Genomic DNA, 13,191 nt, shown 5'->3' with positions numbered 1-13,191 from the left:
GTGCTGAGTTTTGAGTGCTGAGTGCTGAAAGGGAGTAGACAAGGTAGAGGGGGTAGACAAGGTAGAAAGATTTCTTCCTCGTCTCCCTTGTCTCCCTCGTCTCTTCCTACCACAAAGCCCGAATTGGCTCTCTAGTAGACTCATTCTCACTGGTGGTTGTATCAGTTGACTGACTTTCGGTTGATTGTACTTCTCTCGTAGTTGGCTCTGATGTATTGTCAGGAGTTGAAAATGATTCGCTGGGAGTTGTATTTTGAGCAACGCTGGTGCGGCGCTCAGTTGTGTTGGTGTTTAAATTTTCTTGTCTAACGCTTCTGCTGCCTCTAGCTTCTGTGGGAACATTATCTTCTTGAGGAGTGCTGGCTCTGTCTTCGCTTAAGCCACGGCTACCTCTGCTGGGGGCAGTGCTATTAACATTAATATTAGCTGGGAGAACGCGCGAGGTTTTGCCGCCGGGAGCATTATTACTGGCAGTTTGTTGCCCTCCACCCATTGGAAAGTTAATGCCTAGCAATGTACCTAATAAAATTGCCAAGCCTCCACCCATGAGAATAAGCGGTGTCCATCTACCCATATTGTTTTTCTCCTTGTGTAACCTAACCTTTTGATTTCCTTTCTTATTCGATATCCCTGATCCAATAATCCGTAAAATCCTCTGTCTGATCGGCTAAATGCAGGTCTATTGTAGGAGAATGGGAAAGAAGCGATCGCTGCTTTTGTGACGCTAATTCACAGTCAATACATCACTTGATCGATCACACTCATACCATCACTACTAACTAACTGACTGTTTTTTGTTTCTGCACCGCCATTTTAGAGGTCAACACGATTTTGTTGCAAAACTTTTCGTAACTTAAAACCCAAATTCTTCATACAAGCCTTAATTTAACTGCATCCAGTATGGAATACAGCGCCAGACCAACGTATTGTTCGTACCCTGTGTTAGTACTTTGGGCATATTTAAATTAACGAACCGGCTTTTTGTAGTATATTGGCACATTTCCTCTACAGTTGTCTCGCATGATCTTGTCTTATGACCACAAATCCCTCTCCTCAAATTTGGCTTTATGACACAACATTACGGGATGGCACTCAATGCGAAGGGCTATCAGTGTCTATTGAAGACAAGCTACGCATTGCTAAAAGATTAGACCAACTGGGTATTCCCTTCATTGAAGGTGGTTGGCCTGGCGCTAACCCCAAGGATGTTCAGTTTTTCTGGCAACTCCAAGAAGATCCGCTCAAACAAGCAGAAATTGTGGCATTTTGTTCTACACGTCGCCCCAATACTGTGGCTGCGGCTGAACCAATGTTGCAAGCAATTTTAACTGCGGGTTCTCGGTGGGTGACAATTTTTGGCAAATCTTGGGATTTACACGTTACCGAAGGTCTCAAGACAACTTTAGAAGAAAATTTGGCCATGATCCGCGACACTATCGAGTATTTTCGCTCACATGGGCGGCGCGTGATTTACGATGCCGAACATTGGTTTGATGGTTACAAACATAATCGAGATTATGCTTTACAAACCTTAGAGGCAGCGATCGCATCTGGCGCAGAATGGTTAGTTTTATGTGATACCAATGGCGGAACTTTGCCTCATGAAGTCAGCGAAAGTGTGACAACTGTTAAAAGTCATTTGTTATCTGTCACTTGTCAAAAAACAATGACAACTCCCCAAATCGGCATCCACACGCATAACGATTGTGATCTAGCCGTAGCTAATGCCCTAGCTGCCGTCATGGCGGGGGCAACAATGGTACAAGGAACAATAAATGGATATGGTGAACGCTGTGGCAATGCCAACCTTTGTTCTTTAATTCCCAACTTACAGCTAAAAATGGGTTATAGCTGTATCACAGAACACCAGCTTACTCAAGTCACAGAAGCCAGCCGTTTTGTCAGTGAAGTAGTCAATCTTGCGCCTGATGAACACGCGCCATTTGTCGGACGTTCGGCTTTTGCCCATAAAGGCGGTGTCCATGTTTCCGCAGTGCAACGTAACCCCCTGACTTACGAACACATCCAGCCAGAAACCGTCGGGAACCGTCGGCGGATAGTCATTTCGGAACAAGCAGGACTGAGTAATGTCTTAGCCAAAGCCCGCACCTTTGGCATTGAATTAGATAAGCAAACACCAGAAGCAAAACAAATTCTTCAACGCCTCAAACAATTAGAAAGTCAAGGTTATCAATTTGAAGCCGCCGAAGCGAGTTTTGCCCTGTTAATGTATGAAGCGTTAGGGGCGCGGCAAGAATTTTTTGAGGTCAAAGGCTTTCAAGTACACTGTGACTTGGTAGAAGGGAAAGAAACCAGCAGTGCTTTAGCCACCGTCAAAGTCGCTGTTAACGGTCAGAATATCTTAGAAGCTGCTGAAGGTAACGGCCCCGTTGCAGCATTAGATAGTGCCTTACGCAAAGCTTTAGTCAATTTTTATCCCCAACTCGCCAGCTTTGAATTGACAGATTACAAAGTGCGGATTCTCGACGGACACGCCGGCACAGCTGCCAAAACCAGAGCCTTAGTAGAATCAGGTAATGGTCATCAACGCTGGACAACTATCGGCGTTTCGACAAATATCTTGGCGGCTTCTTATCAAGCAGTGGTTGAGGGTTTGGAATATGGTTTGTTATTACATTCCCAAGCCGAAGCCGCAGTAAAGGCTTAGAGATTAGGGCAGTCCCGATGAAAAAATTTCACAGTCATAGATGAAAGATATCCTTACCCTACACTCCCATACCCTTACACCCTCTTTCAATTCAGGAGGCAGAATCCAAAATTGGTAAACCGCACCTTTCAGGACGGTAAGCACAACTCTTGATTGATTTTAATATTTGTTACGTTTCGTTACACTAAATACATCGAGAGGAAAAATTAAATCTCTCGGCAGCTTTCAAAGGTGAACGACATGAATGGCACAATTCGCGTTGGTAATCTCTTCGGGATTCCGTTTTACATCCATCCGTCATGGTTTTTGGTTTTTGGCTTAGTAACCTGGAGCTATAGTAGTGGACTTTCAGCCCAGTTTCCCTATCTATCTGGGGGGTTAGCGTTGCTACTAGGATTGATGACGGCGCTGTTATTGTTTGCTTCTGTCGTCGCCCATGAATTAGGACATAGTTTTGTCGCTTTGCGCCAAGGAATTGATGTTAAATCCATCACATTGTTTATCTTTGGTGGTTTGGCGAACTTAGAAAAAGAATCGAAAACGCCAGCCGGAGCTTTTTGGATTGCGATCGCTGGGCCGTTAGTCAGTTTATTATTGTGTGGCATCGTCACAGTAATTGGTGTGACAACGCCTGTATCGGGGCCACTAGCAGCAGTTCTTGGTGTTTTAGCTTCCGTTAACTTGGCTTTAGCACTGTTTAACTTGATTCCTGGCTTACCTTTGGATGGTGGTAATGTCCTCAAAGCTCTGGTGTGGAAAATCACAGGTAATCCCTACAAAGGTGTGACCTTCGCCAGCCGAGTTGGACAGGTGTTTGGTTGGGTGGCGATCGCTTCTGGTATACTGCCACTGGTATTTTTTGGCAGTGTAGCTAACTTCTGGAATTTATTAATCGGCTTCTTCCTGTTACAAAATGCTGGAAATGCAGCCCAATTTGCTAGAGTCCAAGCAAAACTTGATGGTTTAACAGCCGCAGATGCTGTCAACAGCAATAGCCCAATCATTTCTGCAAACCTCAGCCTGAGAGAATTTGCTGATGAACAAATTCTGCACAAACAAGACTGGAAACGCTTCTTAGTGACAGATGATGCAGAACAATTAGTTGGTGCGGTTACACTCGATGACTTGCGAAAAATTCCGACAACTCTGTGGACAGAAACTCAAGTTAAAGAAATCATGCGCCCAGTTGCTGCATCCACCACAGTAAAATCAGATCAACCCCTCTTAGAAGTCATCCAGCTACTAGAACAACAAAAACTCTCGGCTTTAGCTGTCATTCGAGAAAATGGCGTACTCGTGGGGATTTTAGAAAAAGCAGCAATTATTCAACTTTTGCAAGGACAAGCTTTAACTAACCCCGCATAAATGTTTCATCACTAAAGACTCCTTCTCACACCTCCTTCAGTTCATCTGAGGGAGTTTTTTTGTGGGAGGTGTGGGAGGTGTGGGAGGTGTGGGAGGTGTGGGAGGATGGTGAAGAAATCTTTCCCCCCACACTCCCCTCTCTCCCCACACTCCCCCTGCACCCCTGCGGCCTGGATGATAAATCTTTTACTAGACACGATATCACTCTGCATCTATGCCCAATTCTCGTAGTTTTGCTAGTAAAGCTGCTTGACGCTGACGTTCAATTTCCAATTGTGCGATCGCATCATCGGCGCGTTGGCGTTCTTGTTCCGCACGCTGATGTTCTTGTTCCGCACGCTGATGTTCTTGTTCTGCACGCTGATGTTCTTGTTCGGCGCGTTGGCGTTCTTTTTCGGCTTGTTCGGAACTCCACAGCAACAAATTACCTGCTTCATCCCACCATCGCAACCAATAAATATTCATCCCTAAGCGAGTTCCGCGCCAAATTCCTAAAAACAAGTCCAATTCAGGAATCCAAAATTGTCCTGATTCTGTTGGTTGCTGCACAACGTATCGCCCATTTTCCAGACGCAGAACTTCTAAGCTGACTTCGTAAGGATTAAAAATTACATAAACGGGAACTTGTAATATTTGTTCGTAAAAATAGAGTTTCCCATAGGGAAAGGTGGGACGAATTGAATATTCGCCGTTATCGGTATCTGATAAAAATTCCATCACCACAGCCACATTTTCACCTTCGATGTTGGGTGTATAGCTGCGCCGAATCACACCTGTACCCACTGGTGAAACATGGGGTATATATAGCCAATCAGGTGCTTTAACAACGGTTTTTTGATTAATACTAGCAACGATGCCAAAGTTAGATGCAACTAGCATTTCTGGTTGAATGCGATTGGCTGTAGCTAGTGCTTCTGTTAAAGCTGCTGCTAAAAAAGGCTGTTGAATATTTTCCACTGGATCATCGGGCAGAATAAAATCATCTGGGAGTTTTTCCCAAGTGACAACAGGGTTTTGGCGCTGAGGTGCGGCTAGAACCATGATAGATAAAATGTCGCTTGTGGATTTAGAAGCTTATGCAAATATTTTACAGTGCTTTTTTGATAGCTTACCCCTACACCCAGTCCCAAGAAAGTTACTTTTATCTCTAGTTAGGGAACTCTAGCAATTAAGGTTTTGTTTCACAAGGACTTCTCATGGATAAATCCATTGTTCAGTTAGTTGATGAGTTACCCAGCGACAATATTACAGTCAAAGTTCTCAAAGCCCTGGATTATGTAGCGCCGGGACAATGGGATAATTTGGTGGGATTTGATAATACTGTGCGTGCGATTACTGGCGAAACTGATGCGAATGTGATTCAAAGAATCCGCGATCGCGCCGATCGCATATACTTAGATCCACAAAACGGTTATCAAGCGGCTGTCAAACTGTATCAAATCATCGACAAAGCCGATGCAGCAATGGGAACTGCGGCTTTAGCTAACAAAGTGGGCGAAAAAATTAGTTTTCTCTCTTTTTTGAATAACATTACCCCTAAAGCCGATGTCACCCAAACAATTGACTTAGTTCTCAAGATTGCTGTCGAAATTATCGCCTTCTGTAAAATCAACGGGATTCCCCAACCGAACCCCCAAGAATTTGCCAATACATTAGCGAATAACTATCAAAATGCTTCCTTGATGCGGATGGCAGCTTTGGTATGTATCGATGGTATTTTACCTTTAGGCCCCGACTTTCTGATTAAAATTCAGGAAATTATTGGTGGTGCTAATGCTAGTGATGCGATCGCTCAAAACCCTGTATTCCAAGCTGTTAATAGTTCTTTACCTGGAAATAGCCCGGCTGATAAAGTTGGTTTTCTTTCCCAAGCCTTTAACTCAGTCCAAGGCTGGATGAATGGCCTTGTCGCCAAGACTGGAATCACACCACAATCAGTTGCTAGTGGTTTGAGTAGTTTTGTGCAGATTGCTGACGATAATTTAGACTTTGTAGCCGCAGTCTTAGATCAAACTACAAATTATTTTGAGCATACGGGTATTCAATCTGTTGCCCGCACCATCATTTTACAAGCTCACCCTCTAGTCAAAGCCGAAATCGCCGAAGAAGCCAAAAAACCACAAAAACAAGATACCGCATCTGCAACCAAATCTAAATCAGATACCAGCCAGTATGCAGTAAATAGCACCGTAGAAGTCTGGGACGAAGAAGACGAAGAATGGTATAAAGCCACAATTCAGAAAATTAAAGACGACCAATTCTTTATCAATTACATTGGCTATGGTTCATCTTCTGATGAGTGGGTTGGTGAACAAGATGTTCGGATTCGTGACATTGAATCATCTGATGATAATGGATTTGCTGTAGGTCAAAAAGTCAAATGCTGGGATGATGAAAACGAAGAATGGTATACTGCCACAATTGAAGAAATTCGCGGTCAGCAATACTTTGTGCATTATGTTGGTTATGACTCATCTTATGATGAGTGGCTTAATTTAGAAGAAATTTGCTAATACAGCAGGAGGTAGCGGTTCGGCTACACTCACCAAGCGGTAAATTTAGAGACGTTACATGTAACGTCTCTAAATGGTTTTGGGTTTTACTTAACTAACAAAATTCCTTCAGTTACAAGACGTGTAATTAGGGGAATAATGTCACCTTCTAAATCCAAATCTGGCGACCAGTCAGCAATATCAAATAAGCTAAATTCATCACAATTAAATAAATTTTCTACTAAGTTTTCTGGTATGGCTTTAAGGTCAATTTGTTTAGAACCAACGCGCACTTGATATTGTCCATCATCAATTTGTTTAATCCGAATCCTGTGTAGTGGCGACCAAATAAACTGAGTTGTAAATAAATTCGGAAAAATATTATTTCCCATTTGAGCGGGTAAACTAACTAATAGCTGCGGTTGATGTTGATAATTTAACGATTCTATATATCTTTGGAAAATATCAGGTTGCTGTAAAGTCGCAATTAAATGCTGACGCAATACACTTAACTGTTGTTCTATCACATTTGTATTGCTATTAGCGATCGCGGGTAAACTTTGCCGCCAACTGACATTTTCACATAAATCTTTGATCAGCCAATCAAGCCAATCAAGTCCTGTTTGACATTCAATCCCAACAGTCAGATGAAGAGATGGCTGTTCGCAAGCCACAGCATAGTGCCAATGTCCTTTAGGGATGTACAATAAATCTCCAGCCTGCAACACACATTCTAAATAAGGCGGCTGTTGTGGTTGCTGCTGTTTTGATGATGGCATATCTGCGGTAGGATATAAAACTGTTGGTTCATAAACAAACCATTGTTTTTCACCCTCAATTTGCAAAATAAAGACATCATGAGTGTCGTAGTGACAATCAAACCCTTGCTGTTTGGCTGGCGAACAATATAAATTAACGTGGGTTTCATAGCCAATTTCATGGCGCATATTTGCTGCGAGTTCAGCGACAGCCGGTATTCGATGATGTACACCATTGATAATTAGTGTAGCGCCTTGACGCAGGCGATCGCTCCACTCTTGCCGATTCCGTGTCTCTGGGAGAGATTTACCATTCATCGAAAAGCGTAAATCTGGTTCTTTGAGTTTGTGATAATTCAGTAATTCATTTAAATCTTGCCACGAAAAAATTTTTTGCCATCTTTGAGAATTGTCACTTGAAATATGAATTGCTTTTTTTGTCCAGAACTCCGTAAAAAATTTATCTACTGGAAAGTCTGCTAGTAGTTCTTGTAAATTTTTCATATCAGATGAATATTGTCAAAAGCTGCTTTCGATTCATCAATTTATTTATTAATAAAAAAGGGGCATCGTATAGCATCCCTATTTGATATGTAAACAAAAGAAAAAATAGAGATATTGGTAAACTATTTAGGATGGCTATATCAATTAATGCCCCTTGTAAGACTGTCAAACTCAGAACTTTAATTCTCAAACACTCTCATGATGATGAGCTTTTTAGCTCCAAATTCTAATCATCATCATCATCATCTCCACTATCACTGTTGCTATTGCTATTGCTATTGCTATTGCTATTGCTATTGCTGTTGCTATTGCTATTGCTATTGCTATTGCTGTTGCTGTTGCTATTGCTATTACTGTTACTACTGCGGTTACGGTTGCGTCTGCGCTCACTATTATCCGCTAAGATTAGTTCAGCAGATTCGCTACCTGCTAGGTCAACTACACCAAATTCAATGGAAGATGTAGGTTTTAACTCAGATAGTGATGCAAGACTAGCAGCCTGAACCGATTGACTTCCTACAGGTAAAAACAAGCCGAAACTAGCACCAACAAGTAAACCAAGAATAATTTTAGGATTCATGTGCAACTCTACTATTAAGTACAAGATAGACTAGTACAAAAAGGCTGAAGTCTGAAATAAAAAAATTTATTTCCACAGACCTGTACTAGTAGTCAGAAAGCAAGCTGAAATTCCTTGTTTCTTCCTTAATGTCTATACTTGAACTTATGGATGAAAAAAACATGAATAATTGGTGAGAAGATTCTCATCAACTCTGTGATATAGATATTTCATTTCAATAGCACAAGATGAGATAATTTATCCGCATTTAGCCCAGGTGCGAGATGTAATTTACTATCCCAGAGATAGATGATTTTAGTCATTGCAAACTTCTACTAAACAATACTGAATTTCATCTGTACTTGCTCAAATGAGAATACACCGGAGTAACCTGGAATTCTGGCAATCAACGAATACTGAGTTTTCAAAATTACATTATTTATAATATTTAGTAATTCTGTTAATTTATACCTAAAAGGCTTGCCGAGTCACAAGACTCGTAGACTAGACTAGTAGCACAACAGAACAATTTACAAGGAAAATATGATGAGCGATCGCGACTATACATTAATCCTAGACAAAAGCGGTAGTATGTCTACACCTGATCAGGCAGGCGGTAGAAGTAGATGGGAGATAGCCCAAGAGTCTACTTTAGCTTTAGCACGCAAATGCGAACAATTTGACCCAGACGGGATCACTGTATATGTATTTTCTGGCAGATTCAAGCGTTACGACGATGTGACCTCAGCCAAAGTTACACAGATTTTTCAAGAAAACGACCCTGCTGGTACTACCAACCTAGCGGCTGTACTCCTGGATGCAACCAATAATTATTTTCAACGTAAAGCAGCAGGTAAAACTAAACCCAACGGTGAAACAATATTAGTAATTACTGATGGTGAACCTGACGATCGCAAAGCTGTCTTTGAAGTAATTATCCAAGCCTCTCGTCAATTGGAGCGAGATGAAGAATTAGCCATTTCTCTGATTCAAGTAGGTTCAGATGCCCAAGCTACAAAGTTTCTTAAAGCTTTAGATGATCAATTACAAGGTGTCGGTGCAAAATTCGATATCTGCGACACCATCACTTTAGATGATTTAGAAGAAATGAGTCTTGCTGATGTCTTGATGAATGCAATTACCGATTGAGTTGTTAATAGTCAATGATTAGTAAATTTCTGATTTTTGCCAGATGACCAATGACTAATAACAAATGACTAATAACTAATTGGAGAAATTAATTATGCTAGACAGCCGCGACTATACTCTAATTATTGACAAAAGTGGCAGCATGGCAACCCAAGACCAAAAAGGTGGAAGAAGCCGTTGGATTGCAGCCCAAGAATCTACTTTGGCTTTAGCTAGTAAGTGTGAACAATTTGACCCTGATGGAATTACTTTGTATGTATTTTCGGGAAGATTTAAGCGTTATGACAATGTAACTGCGAGTAAAGTTACCCAAATCTTCCAAGAAAATGATCCATCAGGAACAACCGATTTAGCCGCAGTATTAAAACACGCCACTGATGATTATTTTCAACGCAAAGCGGCTGGTAAAACAAAGCCGAATGGCGACACAATTTTAGTAGTAACTGATGGTGAACCCGATGATCGCAAAGCAGTAATGCGAGTCATAATCGAAGCTTCGCGGCGGATGGATAAAGATGAAGAACTTGCAATTTCCTTTATTCAAGTTGGCACAGATCCCCAAGCAACTCGGTTTCTGAAAGTATTAGATGATGAACTGCAAGGTGCTGGGGCAAAATTCGATATTTGTGACACCATTACAATGGAAGATATGGAAGATTTAAGTTTGTCTGAAGTGTTGCTCAACGCTATTAACGATTAGGCTCACAATTCAGCATTATGATTATTTTATCCGCGTGCATCCTTGTGCATCTGCGGTTAACTTTCATTTTAGCGATCGCTCACACATAAAAGTAACAAAGATGGACTCTATTGATAAACTATTAGCTCAAATCAAAGCGGAATATGATCCCGCCAAACCTGCGCCTACACCGCAACAGCCAAAACCCGACATAGTTCCACCATTCATTTCTACACCGCCATCTAAGTCACAGTCGATTATCGATAATATTTTGGCGGATGTAAAAGCCGATATCGAAGCGCAAGCCGCAGCTGAAGAATTGCAAAGACAGCAGGAACTAGAACAAGAACGCATCCGCCAAGAACAAATCAAAGCTCAACAACTAGAACTTTTACAAAAACAAGCCAAAGAATGGTTAGATAAATTAGATCCTTTCTCTCCCGAAGGATTATGGTTTGAAAAATTTGCTGAAGCCTACCCCTCAAAATTAGCCGCAGCAGTTGAATATTTACAGACTAATTAAATAGAAAAGTGACGGTGTTAAAAGCTTCGTGGTGTCTAAATTGTATGATTTATCGATGTCCTAACCAACTCGGCTACTGCTATATAAGTGCAGAACCCGCAACTATGTAGAGATGTTACATATAACGTCTCTACAATATTTCATGAATATCCAAACTGCTATATGTCATCTTGCAAAAGCAGATGTACTTAATATGCAATTAGTCGCTAATATAGATTTTGCGATTAGATTATATTTGCTTTGATTGTGCTGAACCGACCTTTACCTGAACGTTCACAAATTCGCAGGCGCTTACCGAATCAGCGTTGGCAAATTTACCCACAAAAAACAGATTTAGCTGAAAAACTGGCAGTTTCTATCAATCTTTCTCCCATCATCAGCCAGTTATTAATTAATCGTGGTATTGAAACACCAGCACAAGCACAAGCATTTTTAGAACCAGAATCAATAGTTTTACCTCCGCCTTTAGAAGAGTTTCCTGATTTGGCGATGAGTGTGGAGTTACTGCACGAGGCGATCGCATCTCAAAGTAAAATCGCTATCTGTGGCGACTATGATGCAGATGGTATGACTAGCACTGCATTATTATTGCGGAGTCTCCGAGCTTTGGGCGCACGGGTAGATTATGCTATCCCTAGTCGGATGCACGAAGGTTACGGTATTAACAAACGCATCGTTGAAGAATTTCACAGCGAAGGTGTCAAGCTCATTCTCACTGTAGATAATGGTATCTCTGCTTATGAACCCATCGCTAGAGCCAGAGAACTCGGCGTAAAAGTCATTGTCACCGACCACCACGACATCCCGCAACAATTACCCCCAGCCGATGCTATCCTCAACCCCAAACTCATCGCCGAATCTTCACCTTATCGTGGTGTGGCTGGTGTAGGTGTAGCCTATATTCTGGCAGTATGTCTCGCACAACAGCTAGGCGAAACTAGAGGCTTAATTCAGCCAATGCTAGAATTATTCACCCTGGGAACCATTGCAGATTTAGCGCCTTTAACTGGTGTCAATCGTCGTTGGGTAAAACGTGGTTTGAAGCATCTGCCTAAATCTAAGTTACCAGGTGTGCAAGCCTTAATTCAAATAGCCGGCGTGCAAGCGAAGCATGACGGAAAAGGTAGACAAGGTGGACAAGGGGGACAAGGGGGACAAGGGGGACAAAGTGGACAAGAGGGAAATATAGCTACCTTGTCTACCCCCTCTCCCTTGTCTACCCCCTCTCCCTTGTCTCCCCCCTCTCCTCCCCCCAAATCCCTCAAACCAGAAGATATCGGCTTTCGTCTCGGCCCCCGGATTAATGCAGTTGGTAGAATTGGTGATCCGCAGACGGTGATTGATTTGCTGACTACCGATGATATGGGAGTTGCACTGACAAGAGCAATGCAGTGTGAGCAAACGAACACCAGCCGTCAGCAAATGTGCGAGGAAATTGAACAAGAAGCGATCGCCTATGTCGAATCAGAATTTATCGCCTCTTTACCACAAGACCGATTATTACTGGTTATCCAACCTGAATGGCATCATGGGGTGATAGGGATTGTCGCCTCTCGCTTGGTGGAACGTTATGGTGTGCCTGTATTTATTGGAACTTATGAAGATGAAACACACATCCGTGGTTCGGCGCGGGGTATACCTGAATTTCATGTGTTTGAAGCCTTGGAATATTGTCGGGACTTGTTAGGCAAATTTGGCGGTCACAAAGCGGCGGGTGGATTTTCTTTACCAACAGAAAATTTAGAATTGGTGCGATCGCGTTTAATTGATTTTGCTAACCAGTGTCTAGAACCGCAACACCTCAAGCCACTGCTCAAAATAGATGCTCAAGCTAACTTTAACCAAATCAATCACCAATTGTTCCAGCAATTAAATGCGTTGCATCCTTGCGGTATCGATAACCCCGACCCAGTTTTTTGGACTGCAAATGTCCAAGTTATTGAACAGCAAACCATAGGCAAAGGTCATATTAAAGTGACATTAGCCCAAACTATTGATGACAAGCAATATACAATTAAAGCGATCGCTTGGCGTTGGCGTGATTATTATCCTTTACCGCAACGAGTGGATATTGCTTACAAGTTGCGCGAAAACACTTTTAACGGCAATACTACCATCGAGTTAGAATTAGTCGGCGTGAGATTAACAAAAGCCTCATCTCAAATCTTTTACACTGCCTCACCTAACCCACTCAAAGCCACTTTTGAGTACAATCAACGGCAGTATACTTGTGGCATTTATCAAAATAATTCCTTCCCAGAACTCAGAATCAAAAATTCTGAAGGCAAAATCCTAGTTATGCAGCCAGAACGCACAATCGGCTTGTTGGGAACCAGTCGTGAAGCAGCAATAGAGGTTGATGTGTCTCAACCGCAGTATGATTCCATTATTCAAGCAGCGTTACAAGCATTATCATACATACAGCAGAATTCAGGAGTCAGAATTCAGAATCCAGAATTACGATAGTGTTTATCCGTGGCTTTTAGAATTCAAT

General features: G+C 42.0%; 11 protein-coding genes. 7 read left to right on the top strand and 4 right to left on the bottom strand.

What is annotated here, in order from left to right; translation table 11 throughout:
• Window positions 1–106: 106 nt before the first annotated feature.
• Complete coding sequence (locus H6G77_RS11250; RefSeq protein ID WP_190588290.1) at window positions 107–574, bottom strand: hypothetical protein; 468 nt, start codon at window positions 572–574, stop codon at window positions 107–109.
• A gap of 459 nt (window positions 575–1,033) precedes the next feature.
• Between H6G77_RS11250 and cimA the strand changes: the two genes are divergently transcribed.
• Entirely contained in the window at window positions 1,034–2,668 is a 1,635-nt protein-coding gene (gene cimA / locus H6G77_RS11245) for a citramalate synthase (protein ID WP_190668151.1), read from the top strand.
• 240 nt (window positions 2,669–2,908) lie between these two features.
• A complete protein-coding gene (locus H6G77_RS11240) occupies window positions 2,909–4,033 on the top strand; it encodes a site-2 protease family protein (protein WP_190668851.1) in 1,125 nt (374 codons plus the stop codon).
• A 201-nt stretch (window positions 4,034–4,234) separates the two neighbouring features.
• Here H6G77_RS11240 and H6G77_RS11235 read toward each other — a convergent pair whose 3' ends face one another.
• On the bottom strand, window positions 4,235–5,074 hold the full coding sequence (locus tag H6G77_RS11235) for a Uma2 family endonuclease (RefSeq protein WP_190871595.1): 840 nt from the start codon (window positions 5,072–5,074) through the stop codon (window positions 4,235–4,237).
• A 155-nt stretch (window positions 5,075–5,229) separates the two neighbouring features.
• Between H6G77_RS11235 and H6G77_RS11230 the strand changes: the two genes are divergently transcribed.
• Window positions 5,230–6,546: a Tudor-knot domain-containing protein gene (locus tag H6G77_RS11230; RefSeq protein ID WP_190588294.1), complete on the top strand. Its 1,317-nt coding sequence runs from the start codon at window positions 5,230–5,232 to the stop codon at window positions 6,544–6,546.
• 86 nt (window positions 6,547–6,632) lie between these two features.
• On the opposite strand, the gene H6G77_RS11225 is transcribed toward H6G77_RS11230, so the two are convergent.
• Both H6G77_RS11225 and H6G77_RS11220 read right to left on the bottom strand, forming a co-directional pair.
• A complete protein-coding gene (locus H6G77_RS11225) occupies window positions 6,633–7,787 on the bottom strand; it encodes a cupin domain-containing protein (RefSeq protein ID WP_190871594.1) in 1,155 nt (384 codons plus the stop codon).
• 226 nt (window positions 7,788–8,013) lie between these two features.
• A complete protein-coding gene (locus H6G77_RS11220; protein ID WP_190871593.1) occupies window positions 8,014–8,367 on the bottom strand; it encodes a hypothetical protein in 354 nt (117 codons plus the stop codon).
• A gap of 522 nt (window positions 8,368–8,889) precedes the next feature.
• On the opposite strand from H6G77_RS11220, the gene H6G77_RS11215 reads away from it, so the two are divergent.
• The 4 genes from H6G77_RS11215 to H6G77_RS11200 all read left to right on the top strand — a co-directional run bounded on the left by H6G77_RS11215 (window position 8,890) and on the right by H6G77_RS11200 (window position 13,163).
• A complete protein-coding gene (locus tag H6G77_RS11215; protein ID WP_190588297.1) occupies window positions 8,890–9,495 on the top strand; it encodes a VWA domain-containing protein in 606 nt (201 codons plus the stop codon).
• Window positions 9,496–9,589: 94 nt separating this feature from the next.
• On the top strand, window positions 9,590–10,195 hold the full coding sequence (locus H6G77_RS11210) for a VWA domain-containing protein (RefSeq protein WP_190871592.1): 606 nt from the start codon (window positions 9,590–9,592) through the stop codon (window positions 10,193–10,195).
• 100 nt (window positions 10,196–10,295) lie between these two features.
• The gene (locus tag H6G77_RS11205) at window positions 10,296–10,697 is read left to right on the top strand and encodes a salt stress protein, Slr1339 family (protein ID WP_190588299.1); all 402 of its coding nucleotides are present in this window, start codon (window positions 10,296–10,298) and stop codon (window positions 10,695–10,697) included.
• A 246-nt stretch (window positions 10,698–10,943) separates the two neighbouring features.
• Complete coding sequence (locus H6G77_RS11200; protein WP_190871591.1) at window positions 10,944–13,163, top strand: DHH family phosphoesterase; 2,220 nt, start codon at window positions 10,944–10,946, stop codon at window positions 13,161–13,163.
• The last annotated feature ends 28 nt before the right edge of the window (window positions 13,164–13,191 follow it).

Source organism: Aulosira sp. FACHB-615 (genome assembly GCF_014698045.1).
Lineage (GTDB): Bacteria > Cyanobacteriota > Cyanobacteriia > Cyanobacteriales > Nostocaceae > Nostoc_B.
This window is presented reverse-complemented; position numbering and strand designations above follow the sequence as displayed.

What these genes read in the sequence shown, in the direction of transcription:
- H6G77_RS11250 (WP_190588290.1), bottom strand. Translation starts at nt 574, where the DNA reads ATGGGTAGATGGACACCGCTTATTCTCATGGGTGGAGGCTTGGCAATT.
- cimA (WP_190668151.1), top strand. Translation starts at nt 1,034, where the DNA reads ATGACCACAAATCCCTCTCCTCAAATTTGGCTTTATGACACAACATTA.
- H6G77_RS11240 (WP_190668851.1), top strand. Translation starts at nt 2,909, where the DNA reads ATGAATGGCACAATTCGCGTTGGTAATCTCTTCGGGATTCCGTTTTAC.
- H6G77_RS11235 (WP_190871595.1), bottom strand. Translation starts at nt 5,074, where the DNA reads ATGGTTCTAGCCGCACCTCAGCGCCAAAACCCTGTTGTCACTTGGGAA.
- H6G77_RS11230 (WP_190588294.1), top strand. Translation starts at nt 5,230, where the DNA reads ATGGATAAATCCATTGTTCAGTTAGTTGATGAGTTACCCAGCGACAAT.
- H6G77_RS11225 (WP_190871594.1), bottom strand. Translation starts at nt 7,787, where the DNA reads ATGAAAAATTTACAAGAACTACTAGCAGACTTTCCAGTAGATAAATTT.
- H6G77_RS11220 (WP_190871593.1), bottom strand. Translation starts at nt 8,367, where the DNA reads ATGAATCCTAAAATTATTCTTGGTTTACTTGTTGGTGCTAGTTTCGGC.
- H6G77_RS11215 (WP_190588297.1), top strand. Translation starts at nt 8,890, where the DNA reads ATGATGAGCGATCGCGACTATACATTAATCCTAGACAAAAGCGGTAGT.
- H6G77_RS11210 (WP_190871592.1), top strand. Translation starts at nt 9,590, where the DNA reads ATGCTAGACAGCCGCGACTATACTCTAATTATTGACAAAAGTGGCAGC.
- H6G77_RS11205 (WP_190588299.1), top strand. Translation starts at nt 10,296, where the DNA reads ATGGACTCTATTGATAAACTATTAGCTCAAATCAAAGCGGAATATGAT.